Genomic DNA, 24873 nt, shown 5'->3' on the forward strand with positions numbered 1-24873 from the left:
GCAGGATCGAACCCGGAATGACGGGTGCATTGACGCGACGACGGTGAGTTGTGTCGCCCCTGCCCTAGACCTTAATCGATTTTAACGATATCGCTGCCCTCCATAATGAGGGACGCGTCATTCATCCTGGGCCGTGCGGGTTCGCGCGTGCTGGCGGTCATGCTGCTGGCGGCTGCGACCGCGCTTGGCGGCTGCGCCGGCGGTGGCGGCGGCGCCGCCAACTCCTATGCGATGGCGCCGAGCACCGGCTCGGGCGCGACGGTCGCCTTCGAATCGATCGACGGCCCGCCGCCGCCCGTATTCGACCGCATGGTCGGCGTGCTCGACAGCGAATCCAAGCTGCGCAGCCTGTCCGTCGTCTCCCGCGAGGGGACGGCCGCCTACCGCGTGCGCAGCTACCTGTCAGCCCAGGTCGTCCGCGGCAAGACCGTGATCGCCTGGGTCTGGGACGTCTATGACGCCAACCAGCAGCGCGCGCTGCGCCTCTCCGGCGAGGAACCGACCTCGGCCAGGGGCGGCCGCGATCCCTGGAACGCCGCCGACGACCTCGTGCTGCGGAAGATCGCCCAGGCCGGATTCAGCGGACTTTCCAACATGATCAACGGAACTCCGGATGGCTCCAGCCCGGCTCCAGGCTTGCGGGGACCGGCGGTGGCGAGCGTGATCAAGGACGTCCCGGCGCCAGAGATGCCGAGCTCGGCGCTCGGCTATGCCGAGCGATAACCCCCGCTAAACCACGGCCTCAAGTTGCGGCCAAGCCGTTGGCCCGACTCAGGATTTTCGAAGGGAAAACGTATCATCCCGGGTTGCCATTGCAGCCTCCCGCCTGATATTTCCTCGCCCGTTGTAACCGTGCTTCCAGTGGGATCTGAGATGTTGAACGTCGTATCCAGCAAAGCGCGGGAGGAAGCGTCCATGTCGGCCAAAAACGGCTCCATCAAGCTCGTCGCCGGCAACTCCAATCCGGCTCTTGCGCAGGCGATCGCGCAAGGCCTCGACCTGCCGCTGACCAAGGCGGTGGTGCGGCGCTTCGCCGACATGGAGATCTTCGTCGAGATCCAGGAGAACGTCCGCGGCTCGGATGCCTTCATCATCCAGTCGACCTCGTTCCCCGCGAACGACCATCTGATGGAATTGCTGATCATCACCGACGCGCTGCGCCGTTCCTCGGCGCGCCGCATCACCGCGGTGCTGCCCTATTTCGGCTACGCGCGGCAGGACCGCAAATCGGGCTCGCGCACGCCGATCTCGGCCAAGCTCGTCGCCAATCTGATCACGCAGGCCGGTGTCGACCGTGTCATGACGCTGGACCTGCACGCCGGCCAGATCCAGGGCTTCTTCGACATCCCGACCGACAACCTCTACGCGGCGCCGCTGATGGTGCGCGACATCAAGGACAAGTTCGACCTCTCCAAGACGATGGTGATCTCGCCTGACGTCGGCGGCGTGGCGCGCGCGCGCGGCCTTGCCAAGCGCATCAACACCCCGCTCGCGATCGTCGACAAGCGCCGTGAACGTGCGGGCGAGTCCGAGGTCATGAACGTGATCGGCGACGTCGCCGGCTACACCTGCATCCTGATCGACGACATCGTGGACTCCGGCGGCACGCTGGTGAACGCGGCAGACGCGCTGATCGCCAAGGGCGCCAAGGACGTCTACGCCTACATCACCCACGGCGTGCTCTCCGGCGGCGCGGCCGCCCGCATCACGAACTCCAAGCTGAAGGAGCTCGTGATCACCGACTCGATCCTGCCGACCGAGGCGGTGACCAAGGCGCCGAACATCCGCACGCTGCCGATCGCCAGCCTGATCTCCGACGCAATCGCGCGCACGGCGGCGGAAGAGTCGGTGTCGAGCCTGTTCGACTGACACCGTCATTCCGGGGCGGCGCGTAGCGCCGAACCCGGAATCCATCTTGCAGCGATCCGTTTCGATATATGGATTCCGGGTTCACGCCGCGCGCGCCCCGGATTGACCAGACCTACCCCACGATCCCCGCCGCGACCTGGCCGCGCAGGCGTTCGAGGCCGAGCAGCGTCTCCGCGCAGGCGGCCGCCACCTCGACGCCCTTGATGGCAAAGTGCCTGCGGAAGAAGTCGTAGTGCACCTCGGTCTCGTGGAATTGCTGCGGCGTCAGCACGGCCGAGAACACCGGCACCTCGGTGCGGAGCTGCACATCCATCAGCGCCTTGATCACGGTGTCGGCGACGAATTCGTGGCGATAGATGCCGCCGTCGACGACGAGGCCGGCCGCGACGATCGCGGTATAGCGCCGCGTCTTGGCGAGGACCTGCGCATGCAGCGGGATCTCGAAGGAGCCCGGCACCTCGAACACGTCGACATGGGTGAGGTGCCGCGCCGCGGCCTCCTTCATGAAGGCGATGCGGGCCTCCTCGACCACGTCGCGGTGCCAGCAGGCCTGCACGAACGCCACCCGCTGCGGTTTGGCGAAGCGCGGGTGCTCGGCCGCAGGTCCTTGCGGAACCGGCGGATGGGGGACTTCAGTTTCGACTTGGGAAGCTTCGACTTGGGGATCTTGCAACATCTGATTCATGGCTTTCCTTCTCGAGGACCAGAATCAGGGCACACGGAACGACAAACAGCCGCACCTTGCGATGCGTCTGCCACCGACCGTTCTCTTTCATCCGGACTTTAACCGTCGGCTTCGGAGTTGCACCGAATCTGCTGACCCTTCCGTTCGGGATACCCCTCGCGGAAGGCGCTCGCGGGCTTAGGCCTTTCGGCCCTTACCGCCGGTGGGGACTTTCACCCCGCCCTGAGAACATCGGCCGTCCGGAATGAACGGCCTGTCCGGAAATATGCCGCCGGCGCGGCGGCGCGGCAAGTATGTTCCGCATGGGCAAATCGCATGGTCCCATGCCGGCGTTGGGGTCCTCTTGGCGGTCCGGCCCCGCGGGACGGAATTAACGATTGGCGCCCCTGCGTGTTTGATTCTGATTTGTTCTCCTCGCTCGTGACCAGCGACTTCCGGCGTTAAGAATTGTGGCGGAGATGAGCTGTGGACGAACGAGTCCTGGCTTGTGGACGGACTCGGGACCCCGTTGCGCAGATTCCGCAAATCACATCACTTGATCCGCGAAAGGCCCGCGCTGATCCGAGGATCGCGAGAGCGACTCCAGGGATCGCGGTAGCGTCTAGGGAGCGCGCGCCGGGCCCAACCGCGTGCGTATCAAAGACAACAAGAAGGCAAGAGGTCGAGACGGCATGTCCCTGCTCGAAAGCACCATCGATTCCAAAAGCCATCCGCTCGCGGTGGTCGAGGACATCGCTGCCAGCAACAACTGGCCGTTCGAACGCTCCGGCGAAGACGAACTCACGATTGTCTCGAAGGGACAATGGACCGACTACCAGCTCTCCTTCACCTGGATGGGCGAGATCGAGGCGCTGCATCTGGCCTGCGCGTTCGACATGAAGATTCCGCTCGCGCGGCGCGGCGAGGTGCAGCGGCTCGTCGCCGCCGTCAACGAGCAGCTATGGGTCGGCCATTTCGACCTGTGGACCAGCACCGGCATGGTGATGCACCGCCAGGCCCTGGTGCTGCCGGGCGGCCTCACCGCCTCGACCGCGCAATGCGAAGCCATGCTCGCCGGCGCCATCCACGCCTGCGAGCGCTATTTCCCGGCGTTCCAGTTCGTGGTGTGGGCGGGCAAGTCCACGACCGAGGCGATGGACGCCGCGATGTTCGATACGGTCGGAGAGGCGTAGGGCTCAACTCCTCTCCGCTGTCGCCCCGGACGAGCGAAGCGCAGATCCAGGAACCATCCCGCGTGATTCATCCTTGGGCACGCGGCTTGTTGCTCTGCCCTCCATCCACTAGAACCGCCTGTGGTAACGCGACGAGCAAGTGCTCGCGCGGGGGTCCCTGCGCCCGTGCGCAATTGCGCACCAGGCAGGGACGACACCTTTGTTGATGGTGAGCACAGTGGCAGACAACAGCACACTCCAAAACATCACCGGCACCATCCTGCTCGCCGGCGCCGGCAAGATGGGCGGCGCGATGCTGACCGGATGGCTCGCGGGTGGGCTCGACCCGCGCCGCGTCGCGGTGATCGATCCGCACATCTCGCCTGAGATCACCGCACTTGCCACTAGGGGCGTCGCGCTCAATCCCGACGCAGCCACGGTCGGCCGGGTCGAGACGCTGGTCGTCGCGGTGAAGCCGCAGATGTTCCGCGAGGCCGGTGCGAGGCTGAAATCGTTCGTCTCGGACAGGACCTCCGTGGTCTCGATCATGGCGGGAACCACGATCGCTGCGCTCCAGGACATCTGCGGCGGCGCCGTCGTGCGCGCGATGCCGAACACGCCGGCCGCGATCGGCCGCGGCATCACCGTAGCCGTCGCAGCGAACAACGTCAGCACCGCGCAGCGCGCCGTGGCCGACGCGCTGCTGCGCGCCACCGGCGCGGTCGAATGGGTCGAGGATGAAGGGCTGATGGACGCGGTGACCGCCGTCTCCGGCTCAGGCCCCGCCTATGTGTTCCTGCTCGCCGAGGAGCTCGCCCGCGCCGGCGTCGAGGCCGGGCTGCCCGAGGCGCTGGCGACCAAGCTCGCGCGCGAAACCGTCACCGGCTCCGGCGAATTGCTGCACCAGTCGGAGCTGCCTTCGAGCACGCTGCGCCAGAACGTCACCTCGCCCGGCGGCACCACCGCGGCAGCGCTCAGTGTGCTGATGGGCGAACCGGGCCTGCGCGATCTCATGATCCGCGCGATCGCCGCGGCGACGCAGCGGTCGAGGGAATTGGCGAAGTAGGCAGGGAGTGCTTGGGGCCGACTTGGGCGGACCGATGCGAAGCGAGCTCGGCTGTTGCCGAAAGGGAGAGCGATCGTGAACCTGTACGCGAAACTTCTCGAACGACACGCCAGCGGGCGCCCGATCAGAATCGGACTGATCGGAGCGGGCAAATTCGGTGCAATGTACCTTCATCAGGTTTTGCGCACACCGGGCGTCCATCTCGTCGGCATTGCGGACCTGTCACCGTCGCGTGCTCGCGAGAACCTGAACCGGGTTGGCTGGCGCCCGGAGCAATTCGCCGCGCTCTCGCTTGAGGATGCCCTCAAGAACGGTACGACCTTTCTGACCGACGACTGGGAAGCGTTGGTGAAGTGCCAAGCCGTGGAGGTGATCGCCGAGTGCACCGGCAATCCCGTGGCGGCGGTGGAACACTGCCTTGGCGCCTTTTCTGCTGGCAAACCTGTCATCAACGTGACGGTCGAAGCCGACGCATTCTGCGGACCGATCCTCGCACAACGAGCGAGGCAGGCCGGGGTGATCTACAGCCTCGCCTATGGCGATCAGCCGGCGCTCGCCTGCGACCTCGTCGATTGGGCAAGGGCTTGCGGTTTCCCGGTCGTCGCAGCGGGCCGCGGCCACAAGTGGCTGCCGCACTACCGGGAGTCGACCCCCGAAACCGTCTGGGATCACTGGGGCCTGACCGCCGAGCAAGCCGCGCACGGCGGCATGAATCCAAAAATGTTCAACGCGTTCCTCGACGGCTCCAAGCCGGCGATCGAATCCGCCGCAATCGCGAACGCAACCGGGCTGGAGGCGCCCTCGCAAGGCCTCGCATTCCCACCGGGATCGGTCGACGACATCCCGACGCTGATGCGCCCTCGCTCCGAGGGCGGCGTGCTGGAATCCAAGGGCCAAGTCGAAGTCGTGTCCTGCCTGACGGCCGAGGGCAAACCGATCCCCAACGATATCCGCAAGGGCGTCTGGGTCTGCTTCGAAGGCGACAGCGAGTACATCCGCAACTGCTTCAAGGAATACAGCGTCGTCACTGACCCGAGCGGCCGTTACATGAGCTCGTACAAGAAGTGGCACCTCATCGGTCTGGAGCTTGGAATTTCGGTGGCCTCGATCGCTCTGCGCAAGGAGGCGACGGGGGTCGCGACAACGTTCAACGCCGATGTTGCCGCGACGGCCAAAAAGGAGCTGCGCGCGGGGGATACGCTCGACGGAGAAGGCGGCTACACCGTCTTTGGCAAGCTGACGCCGGCCGGCACGTCGCTTGCTAAGGGCTATCTGCCGCTCGGACTTGCGCACAATGTGCGATTGACCAGAGCGGTTGCCAAGGACGCCTGCATCACCTGGGCCGACGTGGCAATCGACGAGACGCTGCCTGCCGTGCGCATCCGCAGGGAGCAGGAAGCGTTCTATGCCTCTTCGACGGTACGTTAGGCAGGTTGAGCGAGGTGGCGCCCGGCCGCAGCGCTACGCGCCAAGCCGCTTGTTGAACATCTCGACATTGACCAGCCCGCGCGCATGGCGGCCCTCGCCGAGCTTGCGCGTGCCCTCGAAGGCCTCGACCTCGAAGCGGATGACGCGGCGCTCCACCGCGACGACCTTCGCATTGGTCCGTACCGTCGCGCCGACGAGGGCGGCGGCGAGATGGCGGATATCGACCTCGGTCCCGACGGTGACCCAGCCCGGCTGAAGCGCGGCGCGGATCGCATCGCCCGCCGTCATCTCCATTTCCAGGATCATCATCGGCGTCGCGTAGACCATGGGCATGCCGGGCACGAAATGCCCGACCGTGCGCTCGGCCGGCACCACCAGTGTGCGCTCGGCGCTCATGCCGATCGTGATGAAATCGCGTGCGTCCATGGGGCTTGCTCGTCATTCCGGGGCGGCGCGTAGCGCCGATCCCGGAATCCAGAAGTTTGCGGCACGAGAGTCCGGGGTCGCGCTTCGCGCGCCCCGGAATGACGCTAACGCGTCACTTCTTCGCCGCCGCCGCGCGCTCCACGAAGGTCTTGCCGCCCTTCATCTTGTGACGGAGCGGGGCTTCGTTGATCTGGATGACGACGGCATCGGCATCGACGCCGAGATTCTTCACCAGCGCCTGCGTGATGTCTCGCATCATGCCGGCCTTCTGCTCGTCGGTGCGGCCTTCGGCCATGCTGACGGTGATCTCAGGCATTTGTCTCTCCCTTGCGGCCGGACGCCGGCCATTGACGGTCGCCATCAAACAAGACGTGGCTGCCCGGGACAAGCCCGGGCACGACGGCCTCTCGGAATGGCTATCCCCACTTTACGTCATGGCGGGCCAAAACCTCGCGCACCTTCGCAACGAGATCGGCTTCGCTGCACGAGAACTGCGCCGGCCGGCTCTCGCGCCATTCCTGGTTGGACGCAATCGCGGCCGCCGCCTTGGCGCCTTCGATCAAATCCTTGATCTGCAGCTCGCCGCGCGCCTTCTCGTCGGAGCCCTGGATGATCACGCAAGGCGAGTTGCGACGGTCGGCATATTTGAGCTGGTTGCCCATGTTCTTGGGATTGCCGAGATAGAGCTCGGCCCGGATGCCGGCGTTGCGCAACGACGCCACCATCTTCTGATAGTCGGCGACGCGGTCGCGGTCGAACACGGTGACGACGACGGGGCCGAAGTCCGGCTTGGTGTCGAGCTTGCCGAGCAGCGTCAGCGCGGCCTGAAGCCTGGACACACCGATCGAGAATCCGGTGGCCGGCACCGGCTCGCCGCGGAAGCGCGAGACGAGACCGTCGTATCGCCCGCCGCCGCCGACCGAGCCAAAGCGCACCGGGCGGCCCTTCTCGTCCTTGGTGTCGAGCAGCAGTTCGACCTCGTAGACCGGGCCGGTGTAATATTCGAGGCCACGCACGACGGAGGGATCGATCTTGATGCGGTCCGCACCGTAACCCGACGCGGTCACCAGCTTGGCAATCTCTTCCAGCTCGCTCACGCCGGCCTGGCCGACCTGGCTCTTGGCGAGGTAGGTTTCTGCGGCGGCAATCGCCTCTTTCCAATCCTCGCGCGGTTTGGTGATGGCGAGAACGACGTCGGCTTCTGCTTCGCTCAAATTGGCGCCCTTGGTGAAGTCGCCCTTGCCTTCTTCGCCGCCGTCCCATCGTCCGGGACCGAGCAGCTTGCGCACCTCGTCGGCGGAAAACTTGTCGAGCTTGTCGATCGCGCGCAACACCGTCAGCCTGCGGCCGGCGTTCTCTTCGCCGGCGAGCCCGATGGCTTCCAGAACGCCGTCGAGCACTTTTCGGTTGTTCACCTTCACCACATACTGGCCGCGCTGAATGCCGAGCGCCTCCATCGTGTCCGCCGCCATCATGCAGATCTCGGCATCCGCCGCGGGCGTCGCCGATCCCACCGTGTCGGCGTCGAACTGCATGAACTGGCGGAAGCGGCCGGGGCCGGGCTTCTCGTTGCGAAAGACATAGCCGACGCGGTAGCTGCGATAGGGCAAAACCAGCGCGTCGGTGCCGTAGCGCTCGCCGACATAGCGCGCGAGCGGCGCTGTCAGATCGTAGCGCAGGCTGATCCACTGCTCGTCGTCGTCCTGGAACGAGAACACGCCCTCGTTCGGACGGTCCTGGTCGGGCAGGAACTTGCCGAGCGCATCGGTATATTCCATCGCCGGCGTCTCCACCGGCTCGAAACCGTAGAGCTCGTAGACGGCGCGGATTTTCTCGACCATCTCGCGCGTCGCCCGGATCGCTGAGGGGTCGCGATCCTCGAGCCCGCGCGGCAGGCGCGCCTTCAGTTTCTGGGGTTTTTTGGGTTTCTCGGCCATGCGCGGCGTTTACCAGCCGGGGCGCGAGGCGGCAACTGGTGCCTTTTCCCTCTCCCCTTGTGGGAGAGGGTGGCTCGCCGCGAAGCGGCGAGACGGGTGAGGGGTCTCTATCCGCGCGAGAAAATCTCACGATGAGATTCGCGGAGATAGCCCCTCATCCGGCGCTTCGCGCCACCTTTTCTCCCACAAGGGGAGAAGGAAGAAGAGAACCTACGGCTGCTCCATCCGCGCCCGCAGGGCATCGGCATCCGCCTTCGGCAGCGACTTCAGCGTCGGCTTGATGGTTTCGCCGCCGACGATCTTGCCGTTGCGCATGAACATCCAGTCCGAGATGTCGGCTTCGCCGAACGAAACCTTATCGCCGGCGTGCTTGCCCGGCAGGTCGCGCGGTTCGTTGGCGAACAGGCCTGAATAGGTCCCGCCGGGCTGCTTCTTCACCTCGCCGATCCAGATGTGCTCGCCGCCCTTGCGGGTCGAAAAGCGCACCTTCAAGGCGTGCCCGGTCTCGGACGACTTCGGCGCCTCGTAGGACGCCCAGAAGGTCGGCAGCGTGCCGCGGGCCCGCGCGATCGCCGCATTCATCTCGGGATCGCTGGTGCGCACGTCGACGATCGGCGAGCGGTCTTGCGCGACGACCTCGTGCGTCGGACCGATGGTCAGGATGCCGAAGACGGAGACGCCGGTGATGGCGGCGAAAACGACCCATTTCACGGGTTGGGAGAGTTTGGTTGCCATGATCGCGATGTCCGGGATGCTCGTTGTATCCGGACTTTGTCGCGGGATCGTGGCAGGGCGTTCATGGCGCTAAACGGCAGCAGCCCCCGGATGCTGCGCAGCGCGGCGCCTCCTGGCGGCGTGGTACGCTGCTGATCCGGGGTCCAGCCACTGGCACTCTGGGTCCCGGCTCGCGCTTTGCGCGTCCGGGACACGAGACCTCAAAACACCTTGCGGATCCAGTTGTGCGGATCGTTGGTGCGGCCGTACTGGATGTCGACGAGCTGCTTGCGCAGGCCCATGGCGACGGGACCGGCGGCGCCGCCCGAGATCTCGAAATCGCCGCTCACCGAGCGCACCTTGCCGATCGGCGAGATGACGGCGGCGGTGCCGCAGGCAAAGGCCTCCTTCAGCTTGCCGCTCGCCGCGTCCTTGCGCCACTGGTCGAGCGAATACGGCTCCTCGCGCACGATCTTGCCGGCGTCCTTGGCCAGCGCGATGATGGAATCGCGGGTGATGCCGGGCAGGATGGTGCCGAGCGGCGGCGTCGAGAGCGAACCGTCGTCGAACACGAAGAACACGTTCATGCCGCCGAGCTCCTCGATGTAGCGGCGCTCGATCGCGTCGAGGAAGACGACCTGGTCGCAGCCATGCTGGATCGCTTCGGCCTGCGCGCGCAGGCTCGCGGCATAATTGCCGCCGCATTTGACGGCGCCGGTGCCGCCGACGGCCGCGCGCGTATAGTTTTCCGACACCCAGATCGAGACCGGCGCGGGACCGCCCTTGAAATAGGAGCCGACCGGCGAAGCGATGACCGAGAAGATGTATTCGGACGACGGCTTGACGCCGAGGAAGGTCTCGCTCGCGATCATGAAAGGCCGCAGGTACAGGCTGCCCTCGCCGCCCGGCATCCAGGCGCGATCGATGCGCACGAGCTGCTCGACCGCCTCGATGAAGACGTCCTCGGGCAGCTGCGCCATCGCCATGCGGTCGGCCGAGTCCCTGAAGCGCCGCGCATTGGCGTCGGGACGGAACAGGTTCACGCCGCCGTCGTCGCGCTTGTAGGCCTTCAGGCCTTCAAAAATCTCCTGCGCGTAGTGCAGGACGGCGCCGGCCGGATCCATCTGGAAGTTGGCGCGCGCCTCGATCTTCGCCTCGTACCAGCCGCCCTTGGCCTGGTTGTAGCGGACGATCGCCATGTGATCGGTGAAGACCCGGCCAAAGCCGGGGTCCACCAGCTTGGCCACGCGGTCCTTCTCGGACGTCGGATTGGTGGCGGGCTGGATGTCGAATGTCATGCTCATGTCCTTGGCTCCCGCTGCCGGTATCGGCGCTGTTCTGGCGCCCGCCCGCCCCGCTCCGGGGCCAGCTGGCTCGATTGGTTTCTGGCCGGACCACCGCCAGCCTTGTTACGGCCGGTTTCCCGTGGCCAGCATGTCGGGCAGGACATGCTTTTGCGCGAGACGGAAGTCCAGTATGTTTTGCCGAAATGCCGCTCGACAATCGCACGGTAGATCTGATCCGGCTGTCGTCGCCTGTCCGGCTCTTTCCGCCGTCCCTGCATCGACGCCGCCCGTCGCGAAACGATCTAAAATTTCGTGCGGGTTGATCGTTTTGTAACATTGAACCCAAGATACGTCAATATGCCTGACATAAATTTCGCGAGTCCCTCTCAAGACGCCGCCGAGCCTCGGCCGGCCGCAGGCGATGGAGGCAATTTGCGCTGGGATATCATCGAGCTGCTGTTCTTCGCCTATCGCGACTTCGTCGGCGATCCCGACCAGGAGCTGGAGGCTTTCGGCTTCGGGCGGGCCCATCACCGGGTCATGCACTTCGTCTACCGCTATCCTGGTCTCAAGGTCGCCGATCTGCTCGACGTCCTGCGCATCACAAAACAGTCACTCGGCCGCGTGCTCAAGCAGCTCCTGGACGAGGGCTACATCGTGCAGAAGACCGGCGACAACGACCGCCGCCAGCGCCTGCTCTACGCGACGCCGAAGGGCGAGGCGCTGGTGCAGAAGCTCGCGGGTCTGCAGACCACGCGGATCACCAAGGCGCTCGCCGAGATGAGCCCGCAGGATGCCGAGACGGTCAAGCGCTTCCTGCGTGCGATGATCGATCGGGACGATCCGGACAAGGTGCTCGAGACGATCTTCGCCTCCGTCAACCAAGACGCCAAGGAGTAACCGTGACGCTCGCCGCCACTCTCGCCCGCGCACCGGCGCGCCCGGCCGACGATGCTCCGCATCTGTTGCTCGTCGACGACGACCGCCGCATCCGCGATCTGCTCTCGCGTTTCCTTGCCGGCGAGGGCTACCGCGTCACCACGGCCGCCAGCGCCGGCGATGCACGGTCGAAATTGCTGGGTCTGCATTTCGACTTGCTGATCCTCGACGTCATGATGCCCGGCGAGACCGGCTTCGATCTCGCGCGCTTCATCCGGACCTCCTCCTCGGTGCCGATCGTGATGCTGACGGCGCGCCATGAAGCGGAGGCCCGCATCGAGGGCCTGCAGATCGGCGCCGACGACTATGTGGCAAAACCGTTCGAGCCGCGCGAGCTTGCGCTGCGCATCAACAACATCCTCAAGCGCGCCGCGCCGCCGCCGCAGGCCACGACGATCGAGAAGATCGCCTTTGGTCCCTACATCTACCATCTCGATCGCGGCGAGCTGCGCCAGGGCGAGGAGGTCATCCACCTCACCGACCGCGAGCGCGAGATGCTGCGCATTCTCTCGGAGACGCCGGGCGAGACCGTGCCGCGCAGCGCGCTGACCGGCAATGGCAGCGTCAACGAGCGCGCCGTCGACGTGCAGATCAACCGCCTCAGGCGCAAGATCGAGACCGACCCCGCCAATCCGCTGTTCCTCCAGGCGGTACGCGGCATCGGCTACCGCCTGGTGGCCTCGCCATAAATCAAGTGAAGCGCGCCAGATGAGCACGATCGACACCGGCCTGACGCTTCTGAAGAGCGCCGCCGGCCGCGTTTCGGCGGCCAATGGCTGGATGGGCAACGCGTTCAAGGGCTGGATGCCGACCGGCCTCTACGCCCGCGCGCTCCTCATCATGATCGTGCCGATGGTGGTGCTGCAATCGGTCGTCGCCTTCGTGTTCATGGAGCGGCACTGGAACACGGTGACGCGCAGATTGTCCGCCGCGGTGGTCCAGGATATCGCCGCGCTGATCGACGTCTACAAGGGCTATCCGCAAGATAAGGATCGCGACCAGATCAAGCGCATCGCACAGCAGCGTCTCGGTCTCGTCGTCGACTTCCTCCCCGCCGGCGACATGCCACCGCCGGGACCAAAGCCGTTCTTCTCGCTGCTCGATCAGACGCTGTCGGTGCAGCTCGGCCGCCAGATCGGGCGCGCGTTCTGGATCGACACGGTCGGCCGCTCCAATTTGGTCGAGATCCGCATCCAGCTCGACGATGCCGTGATGCGCGTGTTCGCGCAGCGCAGCGCCGCCTATGCCTCGAACTCGGAGATCTTCCTGTTCTGGATGGTCGGCACGTCGTCGATCCTCCTGATCGTCGCGGTGCTGTTCCTGCGCAATCAGATCAAGCCGATCCTGCGCCTTGCGGACGCCGCCGAAAGCTTCGGCAAGGGCCGCGAGGCGCCGAACTTCCGCCCGCGCGGCGCGCGCGAGGTCCGGCGCGCCTCCGTCGCCTTCCTCGAGATGAAATCGCGCATCGAGCGCACGATGGAGCAGCGCACCGCGATGCTCGCCGGCGTCAGCCACGATCTGCGCACCATCCTGACCCGCTTCAAGCTCGAGCTGGCGCTGATCGGCGACAGCCCCGAGCTCGAGGGCATGCGCAAGGACGTCGACGAGATGTCGATGATGCTGGAGGATTACCTCGCCTTTGCGCGCGGCGATTCCGGTGAGCAATCGCAGCCGACCGACATGGCGCAGGCGCTCGAGGAGCTGCGCGGCGATGCCGAGCGCCATGGCCATGCCGCGACCGTCGCCTTCCATGGCCTGCCGGTCGTCACCGTGAAGCCGGCCTCGTTCAAGCGCTGCCTCGCCAACCTCGTCACCAACGCGGCACGCTACGGCAAGAGCATCGCCATCACCGGCCAGCGCGATCACCGTTATTTGACCGTGACGGTCGACGACGACGGACCCGGCATTCCCACGCATTTGCGCGAAGAAGTGTTCAAGCCGTTCCTGCGGCTGGACAATGCCCGCAACCAGGACGAAGGCGGCACCGGCCTCGGCCTTGCCATCGCCCGCGACATCGCCCGCTCCCACGGTGGCGACATCACGCTCGGCGACAGCCCGATGGGCGGCTTGAGGGCGAGCGTGCGGATTCCGGTGTAGGTCTTACTTCACCTCTCCCCCTAAGAACGGGGCGAGGAAGCGCACCGATTTTGCAGCTACGACAATCCTACTTCGGCAGCAGCGCCTTCAGCTTGTCCATGTCGCGCACGTTCATCTTGAAGCCGCCGGGCATCACGATGTCGCCGGGCTTCTGCTCCGGCTTGCAGGCGCCGAGCCATTTCGCCTCGAGAGTCATCGAGGTGTCGCGGCCCGCGGCACCGGCGGCGCCGCCCTGCGCGTGCGAGGTGGTCTTCACCGTATAGGCCGAATTGAAATCGCCCGTGATCTCGGCATGCGTGGTCGTGCTGATGCCGGCGACGCTGCACTCGGAATCGCTGACATAGCCGGTGGCCGTCTTCTTGATCTCCTGCTTGGCGCAGACCTGCTTGGCCATCGGCGAGACGTTGTTGTTCATCTCCTTGTCGACGGTCTCGTCGGTGCAGTGCTGCATGGTCATCTCAGGCACCGGCCCGCCGGTGCGGACCATCTTCAATTCCCAGAGACCGGCCTTGCGCACCGGCAGATCGTCGGCGCTGGCAATCCCCGCCGACACCACGAGACAAAGCGTCGAGCCGAGCAAAGCGAGTTTGCGCGTCATGCGAGAAGCTCCCGGCTTATTGGATTGCGGCGTTACGACAACGCCTCAGTAGAGCGTGCGGATCGGCTGCTCGGCGGCGCCATAGGGCACCCAGCGGCAGGAGAACGAGATGTAGCCGCCCTCATAGGCCTGCACGCTGAGGAATTTGACCACCTTGCGGTAGCGCGCGCAGTGATCGACCGCGACCTGACGTGCATCGACCTGGGTGGCCATCGAATAGGCGATGATCCCGCCGGTGTCATTGCCCTTGAACGGCGGCACGATGTCGGCGCGCGCCGACTGGCTCGCCGTCATACCCGAGACAACCAGGCTGGCGAGAAGACCCGCGGCCGCAATGATTCGCATTCCCGTCACTCCAATTGGCTGGCCCCCAGTTTACGGTGCCGGGATGGAAGTGGAAAGAACCGAAGCCCTGCCGACCACGATGTTGTGGTCAACTCCTGGCGAAGTGTTGCCGCGCTGCACTTGACCTCCCCCGGCCTTCACGGCACCGTCCGACCTTCGCAAGACCTTAGCTGTCCGGATTGACCATGCGCGCCCCCTCCCTGAAATCGCTCCGCTTTGCCGCTCTGCTCGGCCTCATGTTCGGGGCGGTGACGCTCGGCGAGGCCAGGGCCGCCAATCCGCTGGAGCTGAATTTCTGGCTGAGCGGACCCCGCTATGACGGCAACGTCGCCAATTGCGACTGGGCTCTGCCGAGGATCGAGCGCGAGTTCGCGGAGAAGGAATATACCTTCTGGAATTCTTCGCTGAAGATCACCGGCTTCTCCGCCGTGCACGAGACCGCGTACCGGCCCTGGCAGTCCGACAACATTCCGCGCCGCTATTGCAGCGGAGAGGCCATGCTCACCGACGGCAAGGTGCGCAAGGTGCACTTCTCGATCATCGAGGACGGCGGGTTCGCCAGCTACGGCAACGGCGTCGAATGGTGCGTGGTCGGGGTCGATCGCAACTGGGCCTATAATCCGGCCTGCCGCGCCGCCAGGCCTTGAGCTCGAGGCGCCCTGATTCGGGCGCTGTCAGCCGCCAAATGGCGGCCGCCTGAATTTTGTTCTTGAAATGTTCTTTTCGCCTGCTAGGCTTCCTGCACAGTCTAGTTGAGGGGCGTTGCCATGTTTCATTCCAGATTGCATTCGTTCTCCCGCCTCGTGATCTCGCTGGCCCTTTCCCTGATCCTCGCGGCTAGCCTCGCCTCGTTCGCCGGCGACGTAAAGGCCCAGGACAAACGGCAGAACGCGCCCGGCGAGTTCGATTTCTATGTGCTGTCGCTGTCATGGTCGCCCTCGTTCTGCGAGGAGGCGGCCGAGCGTGGCGGCCGCTCCCAGATCCAGTGCGGCGGACGGCCCTATGCCTTCGTGGTGCATGGGCTGTGGCCGCAATATGAGAACGGCTTCCCGGAATATTGCCAGCGGCCCGCGCCGCGGCTGAACCGCAACATCGTCTCCTCGATGCTCGACCTGATGCCGGCGCCGGGGCTGATCTTCAACGAATGGGACAAGCACGGCACCTGCTCGGGCCTCGAGGGCCGCAGCTATTTCGAGACGATCCGCAAAGCGCGCGCCGCGATCAAGATTCCGGCCGAATATCTCGATCTGTCGCAGGCCAAGTCCGTGGCGCCGGCTGAGGTCGAGGAGGCCTTCATCAAGGCCAATCCTGGCCTGAGCAATGCCGCCGTCTCGGTCACCTGTAACCGCACTCGGCTCTCCGAGGTGCGCATCTGCCTCAGCAAGGACCTGCAATTCCGTACCTGCGAGGAAACCGACCGCCGCGCCTGCCGCCGCGATCAGGTGACGATGCCGCCGATCAGGGGTGGTTGAGGCCGAGGCTCGCGCAAGAAACCGGCCCCGGCTCGGCGGCGCAGCGTTACACGCTGCACCGCGTCCAGGACACGTGATTGTGCCTCTTTGCTCGAGCCGTCACGTGGCGTAGTCCTACCTCATGAATTACCGCCACGCCTTCCACGCCGGCAGCTTCTCCGATGTCATCAAGCACATCGTGCTGGCGCGCATCGTCACCTATCTGCAGGACAAGCCGGGGGCGTTCCGCGTCATCGACACCCATGCCGGGGCCGGCCTCTACGATCTCGACAGCGACGAAGCGCGCCGCAGCGGCGAATGGCTGACCGGCATCGCGCGGCTGATGCAGGCCCGGCTGTCGAACGAGAGCGCGGCGCTGGCCAAGCCCTATCTCGACATCGTCCGCGCCTTCAACCCGAAGGGCGAGCTCAAAACCTATCCAGGCTCGCCGTTGATCGCGCGCGGTCTGCTGAGGCCGCAGGACCGGCTGGTCGCCTGCGAGCTCGAGCCGAGGGCGCGCAAGGCACTGATCGACGCTCTGCGCCGCGACGAACAGGCCCGCGTGGTCGATCTCGACGGCTGGGTGGCTCTGCCGGCCTTCGTGCCGCCAAAGGAGCGGCGCGGCCTCGTGCTGATCGATCCGCCCTTCGAAGCCAAGGACGAGTTCGAGCGGCTGGGCGAAGCCTTCGCCGCCGCCTTCGTGAAATGGCCGACCGGCATCTATCTCATCTGGTATCCGGCCAAGAGCCGGCGTGCCACCGACGCGCTGGCCCAAACGGTGGCCCGGCTCGCAGCCGCAGCAAAACCACCGGGAAAATGCCTGCGCCTCGAATTCAGCGTCGCGCCCCAGCTGGATGGCGGAGCGCTCGCCTCCACCGGGCTGCTGATCGTCAATCCGCCCTACACGCTGCAGGGCGAGCTGAAGACCATCCTGCCCGAGTTGGAAATACCGCTCGGCCAGGGCGGTGCTGCCAGATTCCGATTGGAGGTCCCCAAGCCTTAAGGAGAGACCGTAACACTCCGGCATTCTTGGGAAAAATATGCAGGAGCGGTAGTCAATCTGCAGAGAACCGTATTATGCTGTTTCCGTGACTGGCTTTACGTTCCGCTTCCGCGAATGGTTGCGGCGGAGTGAAGGCCTAAGAAAGATCCGGCCGGACCGCTTACGGTCCGCCCAAGGATGGCCAGCTCTCCCGGGCTTCGTATCGCCCGGTCATGTCGCGACGTGAGTCTGCGTCGCGGCGGAGGAGCAATGAGGGGGAGTTTCCCGATGGCCATGACGGGAACGGTTAAGTTTTTCAACGGCGAACGCGGCTACGGTTTCATCAAGCCTGACGACGGCGGCCGCGACGTCTTCGTGCATATTACTGCTGTGGAGCGGGCCGGACTCAAGGACCTTGCGGAAGGACAGCGCATTACTTTCGAAGTCGAGCCGGACAAGAAGGGGAAGGGACCGAAGGCGGTCAACCTGGTCATTCTCTCCTAGCGGGCCTGACGCAAAATACTTCGCGAAAATACTTCGCGAAAATACTTGGCGTAAAAATACTTGGCGAAAAAAATCCCGGCCGCGAGCGGCCGGGAGTTGTTGTCCGGTATTTTCTTCTTCAGCTATCAGAAGCGATAATTCACGCCTGCGCGAACAACGCTGGCGCTATAGCCGTTTGACACGCCCGTAATTGCGAACTGACTGGTCGACAGGTCGATGTAGAGATATTCGAGCTTGGCACTCCAGTTCGGAGCAAGGCCGACTTCTGCGCCGGCACCGATGGTCCAGCCCGCGGTGGTGTGCGATTCCGACCAGCCGAAGGTCTGCGCGCGCAGCTCGCCGAAGGCGAGGCCGGCGGTGCCGTAGAACAGCACGTTGTTGAAGGCATAGCCCGCGCGGCCGCGCAGGGTGCCGAACCACGGATTGGAGAATTTCCACGGGGCGAAGGTATCGTCGGCACCGGCCGCCTGGAGATCGCCCTCGACGCCGAACACGAACGGGCCGTTCTGGAAATTGTAGCCGGCCTGCACGCCGCCGACGAAGCCCGACGGCTTTGAGGGATTGTTGTCGACCGAGCCCCATTCATAGCCGATGTTGCCGCCGAGATAGGGACCTGCCCAGCTATACGCATTGAGCGGCTGGTTGACGGTATAGGGCGCACGCTGGCCGTAATTGAAATCCGCTGCCTCTGCCGAAGCTGTCCAGCCGGCTGCGACCAACGCGGCCGCGCCCAAAATGAGCCCCCTCATCACTTAACTCCAACGCAACTGCCGTTGCCGGTGCGGCGCCCGCGCACCCCGCGCGAGGCAAACCGCATGGTTACGGAACCACCATCTTTTCGCGTAAGATTTATCGAGAGTTTTAAGTTAAAGGGCTGTTAAGCTGGGTTACCGCGCGCTTAACACCCTTAAGGAAGCGTTACCGGGAACCGCGCCGCCGTCCTGTGCGTGCCGCACGGCCGGAACTTCAAATCGGCACCCCCAGCGCCTAAATTCGCCTCATGGTTCACGATTCCCCCGATAATCCGGACGACCGCGCGCGCAAACCGCCCCCGACTGCCGCGAGCGACACGCCGCCCGACCTCGATCCCGCGACGACCGGCGGTGACGACGAGGACGAGGCGCGGCTGCCCGACATCCTCGAAGAGAGCGGCGCGGTCGGCGAGGAGCCGCTGGCGACCGGTCACGAGGCGATCGAGCGCGCGGTCCGCCTCGCCCCGACCTCGCCCGGGGTCTATCGCATGCTCAGCGCCAATGCCGACGTGCTCTATGTCGGCAAGGCCAAGAACGTCAAAAAGCGCCTGTCGAACTATGCGCGCCAGAGCGCGCCGCAGCCGGCGCGCATCCTGCGCATGATCGCCGCCACCGTGACGGTGGAGATCGTCTCGACCAACACCGAGACCGAAGCGCTGCTGCTGGAAGCCAACCTGATCAAGCAGCTGCGTCCGCGCTTCAACGTGCAGCTGCGCGACGACAAGTCGTTCCCCTATATCCTGATCACCGGCGACCATTGGGCGCCGCAGATCCTGAAACATCGCGGCGCGCAGAGCCGGCCCGGCCGCTATTTCGGCCCGTTCGCCTCCGCCGGCGCGGTCAACCGCACCATCACGGCCTTGCAGCGCGCGTTCCTGATCCGCTCCTGCACCGATTCCTTCTTCGAGAGCCGCACCCGGCCCTGCCTGCTCTACCAGATCCGCCGCTGCGCTGGTCCCTGCACCCGCGAGATCGACTTCGGCGGCTATACGACGCTGGTGCGCGAGGCGAGCGACTTCCTGTCCGGCAAGAGCCATGCGGTGAAGCAGGAGCTTGCCGGCGAGATGGAGAAGGCGTCCGGTGAGCTCGAGTTCGAGCGCGCCGCGCTGTACCGCGACCGCCTCGCCGCGCTGTCGGCGATCCAGTCGCAGCAGGGCATCAATCCGCGCACGGTCGAGGAAGCCGACGTGTTCGCCATCCACCAGGAAGGCGGATTCTCCTGCGTCGAAGTGTTCTTCTTCCGCACCGGCCAGAACTGGGGCAACCGCGCCTATTTCCCGCGCGCGGAGAAGTCGTTCACCCCCGAAGAGGTGCTCGGCTCCTTCCTCGCCCAGTTCTACGACGACAAGCCGCCGCCGAGAAACATCCTGCTCTCGCACGAGATCGAGGAGAGCGAGCTGCTCGCCAACGCGCTGGCGATCAAGGCCGGCCACAAGGTCGAGGTCGCCGCACCCAAGCGCGGCGAGAAGAAGGAGCTGGTCGCTCACGCCCTGACCAATGCGCGCGAGGCGCTCGGCCGCAAGCTCGCCGACACCGCCACGCAAAGCCGCCTGCTCGACGCCATGGCCGCGACGCTGAGCCTGCCACATTCGCCCAAGCGCATCGAGGTGTACGACAACAGCCACATCCAGGGCACCAACGCGGTCGGCGCCATGATCGTCGCCGGCCCCGATGGTTTCGTGAAGAACCAGTACCGCAAGTTCAACATCAAGTCGGAAGGCATCACGCCCGGCGACGACTTCGCCATGATGCGCGAGGTCCTCGAGCGGCGCTTCAAGCGCCTGATCAATCCGCCCGAGGACGCCGGCACCAAGGCCAAGGACGACGATTTCCCGCAATGGCCTGACCTCGTGATCATCGACGGCGGCCGTGGCCAGCTCAACGCCGTCCGCGAGATCTTCTCCAATCTCGGGCTCACCCAGGTGTCGCTGATGTCGGTCGCCAAGGGGCCGGACCGGGATGCCGGCCGCGAGACCCTGTTCATGCCGGAGCGCGAAGCCATCAAGCTGGAGCCGCGCGACCCCGTTCTGTATTTCATCCAGCGCCTGCGCGACGAGGCCCACCGCTTCGTCATCGGCTCGCACCGCAAGCTGCGCAAGAAGGACATCCGCGAGGCCGGTTTGCAGGAGATTCCGGGCATCGGCCCGTCACGCAAACGGGCCTTGCTGCATCATTTCGGCACCCTGAAGGAGATCGAACGCGCCTCGATCGCCGATCTCGGCAAGGTTCCGGGGGTCAGCGCCGAGAGCGCTCGCAGAATTTTCGACTATTTCCATCCCCAGCTGGGATGAACTAAAGGGGCTGCGGTCATATGGTCGTCGCACCCCGCACCCCATCTGGGGAGCGGAACGGTTGACCTTCAGGCTTGAGCGGTATTGGTAGGACGAATGAACATCGCCACGACACGAGGGACCACCAGCCGCGCGATGTCCCTCCCGAACATCCTGACTTATGGCCGGATCGCCGCGATCCCGGTCGTGGTCGGATGCATCTATGCGCAGTCGATCCTGGATCAGCCGCTGTGGCTGCGCTGGGTCGCGGTCGCCATCTTCATCGCCGCCGCGGTGACCGATTACCTTGACGGCTATTATGCGCGAATCTGGAATCAGCAATCGGCCTTCGGCCGGATGCTCGATCCGATCGCCGACAAGCTCCTGGTCGCCTCGTGCCTCTTGATGCTGGCGGCCGACGGCATCATCCACGGCTGGTCGCTGTGGGCCGCCATCGTCATCCTGTGCCGCGAGATCCTGGTCTCGGGCCTGCGCGAATATCTCGCCGCGCTCCGCGTCAGCGTGCCCGTGACCAAGCTTGCGAAGTGGAAGACCACGGTCCAGCTGGTCGCGATCGGGTTCCTCCTTGCCGGCCCCGCCGGCGACGAGGTCGTGCCCGTCGTCTCGATGCTTGGCCTCGCGCTGCTCTGGGCCTCGGCGATCGTGACCATCTACACCGGCTACGATTATTTCCGCGCCGGCATCCATCACCTCATCAAGGAGGACGAGGGATGAAGGTGAAGTATTTCGCCTGGGTGCGCGAGCGCGTCGGCAAGGCGGAGGAGACCATCGAGCCGCCGGCGACCGTGCGCACCGTCGAGGAGCTGATCGCCTGGCTGTCCGGCCAGAGCGAGGCCTATGCCTACGCGTTCGAGAAGCCGAAGGTGATCCGCACCGCGATTGATCACACCCACGTCAAATCGGATGCCGCTATCGCGGGCGCCCGCGAGATCGCGTTCTTCCCGCCGATGACCGGCGGCTAGGCCATGACGTCCCCTGTCGCCAGCTGCCCCGTCACCATCCGCATCCAGGAAGACGATTTCGACATTGCGCGCGAGATCGCGATCCTGACCAAGAGCCGCACCGATATCGGTGCGGTCGTGAGCTTCTCCGGCATCTGCCGCGCCGACGACGACAGCGCCAGGGTCGCGGCGCTGACGCTCGAACATTATCCGGGGATGGCCGAGGAAGAGATCAGGCGCCACGCCGACGAGGCCACATCGCGCTGGCCGCTCAACGGGGTCACCGTGATCCACCGCGTCGGCCGCTTCATGCCGGGCCAGAACATCGTGCTGGTGCTGACCGCCTCGCAGCATCGCCAGGCCGCGTTCCAGGCGGCCGAGTTCCTGATGGACTACCTCAAGACCAGCGCGCCGTTCTGGAAGAAGGAAGAGAGCGCCTCCGGCACCGGCTGGGTCGAGGCCCAGGCCCGTGACGACGAGGCCGCCGCACGCTGGACCAAATCCTGATGGCTAGAGCTGCAAAAAAGACCGCGCGCGGCCGCGCTACGCCGAAGCTCGCGAAAGTGGGACCCGGCGAGCTTGTCACGCTGTTCGATTTCGTCCGCTATGCCGTGAGCCGCTTTGTCGAGGCCGAACTCGCCTTTGCCCACGGCACGACCGACCCGGTGGCCGAAGCCGCGTTCCTGGTCGGCGAAGCGCTGCATCTCGATCCCGAGCAGTTCGAAGCCTTTGCCCACGCCCGCGTCACGGCTGCCGAGGGCAAGACCGTCCTCGATCTCGTTCATCAGCGCATCACCACGCGCAAACCGGCCGCCTATCTCGTCAACAAAATCTACATGCGCGGCCTGCCCTTCTATGTCGACGAGCGGGTCATCGTTCCGCGCTCCTTCATCGGTGAGCTCCTGGATTCGCATTTCGGCAACGAAGGCGCTGCCGGATCGCTTATCGACGATCCCACGGAAGTCGAGCGCGTGCTCGATCTCTGCACGGGGTCGGGATGCCTCGCCATCCTCGCCGCACATCACTTTCCAAACGCTATTGTCGACGCCGTCGACATCTCCAAGGGCGCGCTCGAGGTTGCCGCCCGCAATGTCGGCGAGTATGGGCTCGAGGACCGGGTCAGCCTGTATCGCGGCGATTTGTTCGCCCCACTCGGCAACAACAGATACGATCTGATCATCACCAACCCGCCTTACGTCGATGCCGAAGGCATGGCGGCATTGCCGCCGGAATGCCGGGCCGAGCCAAAACTCGCCTTCGACGGCGGCGCCGATGGTCTCGACGTGGTGCGCCGGATCCTGCGCGAGGCGCCGGATCACCTGACGCCGGACGGCGGGCTGATCTGCGAGATCGGCCGTGGCCGGGACTTGGTCGACGAGGCCTTTCCGGAACTGCCGCTGCTCTGGCTCGACACCGAGGAGTCCGAGGGCGAGGTGTTCTGGATCGCGGCCGCCGATCTCGGCTGATTCATCAGGACGGACGGAGCTCCGTCGGAACAAGTCAAATTCGGCCACGTTCACCCCCCGAACGAATTTTCTCGCTCTCGGAGGATGTCCAGATGCTCGCGCCATCGGGCGAATTGCTGCGCGCCGGCATGGCGCTCAAGCTCAATCACGTCAAACGCGCCGCGCAAGCCTATCTGCGCGACCAGACCAGCCAGGCCACCGGCAAGGTGACATCCTACGCAATGGCTGGCGGGCTGTTCGCGGTCGCGGGCCTGTTCGCCATCGCGGCATTCTTCGTCGGGCTGATCGCCCTGTACCGCTGGATCGCCATCACCTACGGGCAGTTCTGGGGTTTCGGTGCCGTCGCGGGCGTGCTGCTGGTGCTGGCGGCGGTCTGCGCTGGGGTGGCGATGGCGCAGATGAAGCGCAAGGCCAGGCCGATCGTGCCACTTACTAGCCGGTTGCGCGTTGCCATCGCGACCCCGCGGATTCCGCGCGGAACGGTCAAGCAGGCCGTCAAGGAGGTCGCCACCACGATTCCCCTTGCGCCGCTCGCGCCCGGCGAGCGCCGCCATGGTGCAAGCGCTCGGCCGGCGTATACCAACCGCCCCGTGCAGCTCGGTCTGATGCTCGCGGCGATCGGATTGGCGGGGTTCACGGCGGCGCGGCGCAGGCGTCACGGTCATAGATTGGATGCCTGATGCTGGTGCGGCGCTCCGAGCAGATCGACTCCTGGCTGCTGGTGGCGGCGACGGCCGTCTTCGTGCTGACGGCTGAGCGCTACTTCCAGGACTCTGACCTGCTCCGGTCGGGCCCGCCGCAGGGCCACCGCAAGGGCGAGGCAAACTCACCAGAGACGCACCCGGCGCGCGCCGCCGTGCAGCCCGGCCGCGGCCGCCATGCGAAGAGCCCGTTCGCAATCCCCTGGGCCGGCTGGAAGGACATTTTCTGGCGGACCTATCAACGCGTCGACGAGGATCGCCTGCTCGCGACTGCAGGCGGTGTCGTCTTCTTCGGGCTGCTCGCGATCTTTCCGGCGGTGACGGCGCTGGTTTCCTCCTACGGCCTGTTCGCCGATCCCGCGACGATCAGCGCCAATCTGCACACGCTCGCGACCATGCTGCCTGAGGGCTCGTTCCAGATTGTCGAGGACCAGGTGGCCCGCGTGGTCTCGCATGGCAACACGACGCTCGGTGTCACCTTCCTGTTCGGCCTCCTGCTGGCGATCTGGAGCGCCAATGCCGGCGTCAAGGCGATCTTCGATGCCCTCAATGTCGCCTATGAGGAGCGCGAGAAGCGCGGCTTCATCAAGCTCAACATGGTGTCGCTCGCCTTTACGGTCGGCGGCATCGTGGCGCTGCTGCTGATGGTCGGAGTTGTCGTCGCCTTCCCGCTGGCGCTCAATCATCTCGGCATGGCGCCCGAAAGCAAGCTGATCGTGGCGCTGGCACGATGGCCGCTGATGTTCCTCATCCTGCTCGTGGCGCTCGCGATCCTCTACCGCTTCGCGCCGAGCCGCGATGCGCCGCGCTGGCAATGGCTGAGCCTCGGCGCCGTGGCCGCGGCGCTGCTCTGGATCGCCGGTTCGGCGCTGCTGTCCTGGTATCTCTCGGAATTCGCCAATTACAATGCGACCTACGGCTCGCTCGGCGCAGCGATCGGCCTGATGACGTGGATGTGGATGTCGGCGATCGTCATCATGTTCGGCGCCGAGCTCAATTCGGAGATCGAGCGGCAGACGCTGAAGGACACGACCGAGGGGCCAGCCAAGCCGCTCGGCAGCCGCGACGCCGTCTCGGCCGACACCGTCGGCGCCGCCGCGCCGTCTTGACTCCCCACGGGCCTGAACTTGCAGGCCCGAGGCGCTATCCCCTCGAATCAACAATGATGTTAAGGTTGCGCGGCTTGGGGAAGCACGAGGCGTGACGCGATCGCACGGCGACCCGTGTTTTCCCGGGTGAGGCAG

28 protein-coding genes and 1 riboswitch are annotated in these 24873 nt (G+C 65.4%); of the genes, 19 read left to right on the plus strand and 9 right to left on the minus strand.

All coding sequences use genetic code 11. The features are described 5' to 3' along the window. The first annotated feature begins 105 nt into the window (after nucleotides 1-105). Nucleotides 106-723, plus strand: coding sequence for a hypothetical protein (locus tag RPS27_RS15795; protein WP_212067995.1), 618 nt, complete (start codon nucleotides 106-108; stop codon nucleotides 721-723). A 192-nt stretch (nucleotides 724-915) separates the two neighbouring features. Next, nucleotides 916-1869 (plus strand): ribose-phosphate pyrophosphokinase, encoded by a 954-nt coding sequence (locus tag RPS27_RS15800; protein ID WP_194406099.1) that lies wholly within the window; start codon nucleotides 916-918, stop codon nucleotides 1867-1869. Nucleotides 1870-1981: 112 nt separating this feature from the next. Here RPS27_RS15800 and RPS27_RS15805 read toward each other — a convergent pair whose 3' ends face one another. After that, a complete protein-coding gene (locus tag RPS27_RS15805; RefSeq protein ID WP_194406098.1) occupies nucleotides 1982-2554 on the minus strand; it encodes a 6,7-dimethyl-8-ribityllumazine synthase in 573 nt (190 codons plus the stop codon). Between the two features lie 75 nt (nucleotides 2555-2629). Then, a riboswitch (FMN riboswitch) is annotated at nucleotides 2630-2788 on the minus strand. Between the two features lie 437 nt (nucleotides 2789-3225). Between RPS27_RS15805 and RPS27_RS15810 the strand changes: the two genes are divergently transcribed. From RPS27_RS15810 to RPS27_RS15820, 3 genes are all read left to right on the plus strand, one after another. Then, on the plus strand, nucleotides 3226-3726 hold the full coding sequence (locus RPS27_RS15810; RefSeq protein ID WP_194406097.1) for a YbjN domain-containing protein: 501 nt from the start codon (nucleotides 3226-3228) through the stop codon (nucleotides 3724-3726). Between the two features lie 205 nt (nucleotides 3727-3931). After that, nucleotides 3932-4771 carry a pyrroline-5-carboxylate reductase gene (gene proC, locus RPS27_RS15815; protein WP_212068120.1) on the plus strand — a complete coding sequence of 280 codons (840 nt, stop codon included), beginning with the start codon at nucleotides 3932-3934 and terminating at the stop codon, nucleotides 4769-4771. Between the two features lie 75 nt (nucleotides 4772-4846). Then, a complete protein-coding gene (locus tag RPS27_RS15820) occupies nucleotides 4847-6199 on the plus strand; it encodes an NAD(P)H-dependent oxidoreductase (RefSeq protein ID WP_212067994.1) in 1353 nt (450 codons plus the stop codon). Between the two features lie 33 nt (nucleotides 6200-6232). On the opposite strand, the gene RPS27_RS15825 is transcribed toward RPS27_RS15820, so the two are convergent. The 5 genes from RPS27_RS15825 to RPS27_RS15845 form a co-directional block, all read right to left on the minus strand. Next, complete coding sequence (locus RPS27_RS15825) at nucleotides 6233-6625, minus strand: thioesterase family protein (RefSeq protein ID WP_212067993.1); 393 nt, start codon at nucleotides 6623-6625, stop codon at nucleotides 6233-6235. Nucleotides 6626-6737: 112 nt separating this feature from the next. Further along, complete coding sequence (locus tag RPS27_RS15830) at nucleotides 6738-6986, minus strand: tautomerase family protein (RefSeq protein WP_259215989.1); 249 nt, start codon at nucleotides 6984-6986, stop codon at nucleotides 6738-6740. 55 nt (nucleotides 6987-7041) lie between these two features. After that, the gene (gene hisS / locus RPS27_RS15835; protein WP_211418490.1) at nucleotides 7042-8562 is read right to left on the minus strand and encodes a histidine--tRNA ligase; all 1521 of its coding nucleotides are present in this window, start codon (nucleotides 8560-8562) and stop codon (nucleotides 7042-7044) included. A 210-nt stretch (nucleotides 8563-8772) separates the two neighbouring features. Further along, nucleotides 8773-9297: a YegJ family protein gene (locus tag RPS27_RS15840; RefSeq protein ID WP_211418491.1), complete on the minus strand. Its 525-nt coding sequence runs from the start codon at nucleotides 9295-9297 to the stop codon at nucleotides 8773-8775. 200 nt (nucleotides 9298-9497) lie between these two features. Beyond that, nucleotides 9498-10580: a branched-chain amino acid aminotransferase gene (locus RPS27_RS15845; protein ID WP_212067991.1), complete on the minus strand. Its 1083-nt coding sequence runs from the start codon at nucleotides 10578-10580 to the stop codon at nucleotides 9498-9500. A gap of 339 nt (nucleotides 10581-10919) precedes the next feature. Here RPS27_RS15845 and RPS27_RS15850 point away from each other — a divergent pair, with 339 nt between their 5' ends. From RPS27_RS15850 to RPS27_RS15860, 3 genes are read left to right on the plus strand one after another with little or no spacing between them, the layout of a single operon-like run. Then, on the plus strand, nucleotides 10920-11462 hold the full coding sequence (locus RPS27_RS15850; protein WP_211418493.1) for a MarR family winged helix-turn-helix transcriptional regulator: 543 nt from the start codon (nucleotides 10920-10922) through the stop codon (nucleotides 11460-11462). 2 nt (nucleotides 11463-11464) lie between these two features. Beyond that, nucleotides 11465-12190 (plus strand): response regulator, encoded by a 726-nt coding sequence (locus tag RPS27_RS15855; RefSeq protein ID WP_194406090.1) that lies wholly within the window; start codon nucleotides 11465-11467, stop codon nucleotides 12188-12190. A gap of 19 nt (nucleotides 12191-12209) precedes the next feature. Then, nucleotides 12210-13598, plus strand: a complete 1389-nt coding sequence (locus tag RPS27_RS15860) for an ATP-binding protein (RefSeq protein ID WP_212067990.1) — start codon at nucleotides 12210-12212, stop codon at nucleotides 13596-13598. A gap of 67 nt (nucleotides 13599-13665) precedes the next feature. Here the strand turns inward: RPS27_RS15860 and RPS27_RS15865 are convergent, their stop codons facing one another. Continuing rightward, on the minus strand, nucleotides 13666-14196 hold the full coding sequence (locus RPS27_RS15865; protein WP_212067989.1) for a DUF3617 family protein: 531 nt from the start codon (nucleotides 14194-14196) through the stop codon (nucleotides 13666-13668). A gap of 45 nt (nucleotides 14197-14241) precedes the next feature. After that, the gene (locus tag RPS27_RS15870) at nucleotides 14242-14541 is read right to left on the minus strand and encodes a hypothetical protein (RefSeq protein ID WP_194406087.1); all 300 of its coding nucleotides are present in this window, start codon (nucleotides 14539-14541) and stop codon (nucleotides 14242-14244) included. Nucleotides 14542-14726: 185 nt separating this feature from the next. Between RPS27_RS15870 and RPS27_RS15875 the strand changes: the two genes are divergently transcribed. The 4 genes from RPS27_RS15875 to RPS27_RS15890 all read left to right on the plus strand — a co-directional run bounded on the left by RPS27_RS15875 (nucleotide 14727) and on the right by RPS27_RS15890 (nucleotide 17478). Next, the gene (locus RPS27_RS15875; RefSeq protein ID WP_212067988.1) at nucleotides 14727-15188 is read left to right on the plus strand and encodes a hypothetical protein; all 462 of its coding nucleotides are present in this window, start codon (nucleotides 14727-14729) and stop codon (nucleotides 15186-15188) included. 120 nt (nucleotides 15189-15308) lie between these two features. Next, nucleotides 15309-16013: a ribonuclease T2 family protein gene (locus tag RPS27_RS15880; RefSeq protein WP_212067987.1), complete on the plus strand. Its 705-nt coding sequence runs from the start codon at nucleotides 15309-15311 to the stop codon at nucleotides 16011-16013. 121 nt (nucleotides 16014-16134) lie between these two features. Beyond that, a complete protein-coding gene (locus RPS27_RS15885; protein ID WP_212067986.1) occupies nucleotides 16135-16995 on the plus strand; it encodes a 23S rRNA (adenine(2030)-N(6))-methyltransferase RlmJ in 861 nt (286 codons plus the stop codon). Nucleotides 16996-17262: 267 nt separating this feature from the next. Further along, nucleotides 17263-17478, plus strand: coding sequence for a cold-shock protein (locus tag RPS27_RS15890; RefSeq protein WP_008544396.1), 216 nt, complete (start codon nucleotides 17263-17265; stop codon nucleotides 17476-17478). A 125-nt stretch (nucleotides 17479-17603) separates the two neighbouring features. On the opposite strand, the gene RPS27_RS15895 is transcribed toward RPS27_RS15890, so the two are convergent. Continuing rightward, a complete protein-coding gene (locus RPS27_RS15895; RefSeq protein WP_212067985.1) occupies nucleotides 17604-18227 on the minus strand; it encodes an outer membrane protein in 624 nt (207 codons plus the stop codon). A gap of 251 nt (nucleotides 18228-18478) precedes the next feature. On the opposite strand from RPS27_RS15895, the gene uvrC reads away from it, so the two are divergent. From uvrC to RPS27_RS15930, 7 genes are all read left to right on the plus strand, one after another. Next, nucleotides 18479-20521 carry an excinuclease ABC subunit UvrC gene (gene uvrC, locus RPS27_RS15900; RefSeq protein ID WP_212067984.1) on the plus strand — a complete coding sequence of 681 codons (2043 nt, stop codon included), beginning with the start codon at nucleotides 18479-18481 and terminating at the stop codon, nucleotides 20519-20521. Between the two features lie 96 nt (nucleotides 20522-20617). Then, nucleotides 20618-21235 (plus strand): CDP-diacylglycerol--glycerol-3-phosphate 3-phosphatidyltransferase, encoded by a 618-nt coding sequence (pgsA, locus tag RPS27_RS15905; protein ID WP_194406081.1) that lies wholly within the window; start codon nucleotides 20618-20620, stop codon nucleotides 21233-21235. Then, nucleotides 21232-21483, plus strand: a complete 252-nt coding sequence (gene moaD, locus RPS27_RS15910; RefSeq protein WP_194406080.1) for a molybdopterin converting factor subunit 1 — start codon at nucleotides 21232-21234, stop codon at nucleotides 21481-21483. The genes pgsA and moaD overlap by 4 nt, the downstream gene beginning before the upstream one ends. A 3-nt stretch (nucleotides 21484-21486) precedes the next feature. After that, on the plus strand, nucleotides 21487-21969 hold the full coding sequence (locus tag RPS27_RS15915; RefSeq protein WP_212067983.1) for a molybdenum cofactor biosynthesis protein MoaE: 483 nt from the start codon (nucleotides 21487-21489) through the stop codon (nucleotides 21967-21969). Beyond that, complete coding sequence (prmB, locus tag RPS27_RS15920; protein ID WP_212067982.1) at nucleotides 21969-22928, plus strand: 50S ribosomal protein L3 N(5)-glutamine methyltransferase; 960 nt, start codon at nucleotides 21969-21971, stop codon at nucleotides 22926-22928. The genes RPS27_RS15915 and prmB overlap by 1 nt, the downstream gene beginning before the upstream one ends. Nucleotides 22929-23020: 92 nt before the next feature. Next, entirely contained in the window at nucleotides 23021-23608 is a 588-nt protein-coding gene (locus RPS27_RS15925) for a phage holin family protein (protein WP_212067981.1), read from the plus strand. Beyond that, entirely contained in the window at nucleotides 23608-24738 is a 1131-nt protein-coding gene (locus RPS27_RS15930) for a YihY/virulence factor BrkB family protein (RefSeq protein ID WP_212067980.1), read from the plus strand. Before RPS27_RS15925 ends, RPS27_RS15930 begins: the two co-directional genes overlap by 1 nt. Nucleotides 24739-24873: the final 135 nt, after the last annotated feature.

It is taken from the genome of Bradyrhizobium sp. WYCCWR 12699, from assembly GCF_032144035.1.
Taxonomy (GTDB): Bacteria; Pseudomonadota; Alphaproteobacteria; order Rhizobiales; family Xanthobacteraceae; genus Bradyrhizobium.

Coding starts and splice junctions, on each gene's coding strand:
- RPS27_RS15930 (WP_212067980.1), top strand. CDS start 23,608: ATGCTGGTGCGGCGCTCCGAGCAGATCGACTCCTGGCTGCTGGTGGCG.
- RPS27_RS15825 (WP_212067993.1), bottom strand. CDS start 6,625: ATGGACGCACGCGATTTCATCACGATCGGCATGAGCGCCGAGCGCACA.
- pgsA (WP_194406081.1), top strand. CDS start 20,618: ATGAACATCGCCACGACACGAGGGACCACCAGCCGCGCGATGTCCCTC.
- RPS27_RS15875 (WP_212067988.1), top strand. CDS start 14,727: ATGCGCGCCCCCTCCCTGAAATCGCTCCGCTTTGCCGCTCTGCTCGGC.
- RPS27_RS15850 (WP_211418493.1), top strand. CDS start 10,920: ATGCCTGACATAAATTTCGCGAGTCCCTCTCAAGACGCCGCCGAGCCT.
- RPS27_RS15805 (WP_194406098.1), bottom strand. CDS start 2,554: ATGAATCAGATGTTGCAAGATCCCCAAGTCGAAGCTTCCCAAGTCGAA.
- RPS27_RS15925 (WP_212067981.1), top strand. CDS start 23,021: ATGCTCGCGCCATCGGGCGAATTGCTGCGCGCCGGCATGGCGCTCAAG.
- RPS27_RS15870 (WP_194406087.1), bottom strand. CDS start 14,541: ATGCGAATCATTGCGGCCGCGGGTCTTCTCGCCAGCCTGGTTGTCTCG.
- RPS27_RS15830 (WP_259215989.1), bottom strand. CDS start 6,986: ATGGCGACCGTCAATGGCCGGCGTCCGGCCGCAAGGGAGAGACAAATG.
- RPS27_RS15810 (WP_194406097.1), top strand. CDS start 3,226: ATGTCCCTGCTCGAAAGCACCATCGATTCCAAAAGCCATCCGCTCGCG.
- hisS (WP_211418490.1), bottom strand. CDS start 8,562: ATGGCCGAGAAACCCAAAAAACCCCAGAAACTGAAGGCGCGCCTGCCG.
- RPS27_RS15885 (WP_212067986.1), top strand. CDS start 16,135: ATGAATTACCGCCACGCCTTCCACGCCGGCAGCTTCTCCGATGTCATC.
- RPS27_RS15840 (WP_211418491.1), bottom strand. CDS start 9,297: ATGGCAACCAAACTCTCCCAACCCGTGAAATGGGTCGTTTTCGCCGCC.
- proC (WP_212068120.1), top strand. CDS start 3,932: ATGGTGAGCACAGTGGCAGACAACAGCACACTCCAAAACATCACCGGC.
- RPS27_RS15895 (WP_212067985.1), bottom strand. CDS start 18,227: ATGAGGGGGCTCATTTTGGGCGCGGCCGCGTTGGTCGCAGCCGGCTGG.
- RPS27_RS15860 (WP_212067990.1), top strand. CDS start 12,210: ATGAGCACGATCGACACCGGCCTGACGCTTCTGAAGAGCGCCGCCGGC.
- uvrC (WP_212067984.1), top strand. CDS start 18,479: ATGGTTCACGATTCCCCCGATAATCCGGACGACCGCGCGCGCAAACCG.
- RPS27_RS15865 (WP_212067989.1), bottom strand. CDS start 14,196: ATGACGCGCAAACTCGCTTTGCTCGGCTCGACGCTTTGTCTCGTGGTG.
- RPS27_RS15915 (WP_212067983.1), top strand. CDS start 21,487: ATGACGTCCCCTGTCGCCAGCTGCCCCGTCACCATCCGCATCCAGGAA.
- RPS27_RS15890 (WP_008544396.1), top strand. CDS start 17,263: ATGGCCATGACGGGAACGGTTAAGTTTTTCAACGGCGAACGCGGCTAC.
- prmB (WP_212067982.1), top strand. CDS start 21,969: ATGGCTAGAGCTGCAAAAAAGACCGCGCGCGGCCGCGCTACGCCGAAG.
- moaD (WP_194406080.1), top strand. CDS start 21,232: ATGAAGGTGAAGTATTTCGCCTGGGTGCGCGAGCGCGTCGGCAAGGCG.
- RPS27_RS15795 (WP_212067995.1), top strand. CDS start 106: ATGAGGGACGCGTCATTCATCCTGGGCCGTGCGGGTTCGCGCGTGCTG.
- RPS27_RS15845 (WP_212067991.1), bottom strand. CDS start 10,580: ATGAGCATGACATTCGACATCCAGCCCGCCACCAATCCGACGTCCGAG.
- RPS27_RS15800 (WP_194406099.1), top strand. CDS start 916: ATGTCGGCCAAAAACGGCTCCATCAAGCTCGTCGCCGGCAACTCCAAT.
- RPS27_RS15880 (WP_212067987.1), top strand. CDS start 15,309: ATGTTTCATTCCAGATTGCATTCGTTCTCCCGCCTCGTGATCTCGCTG.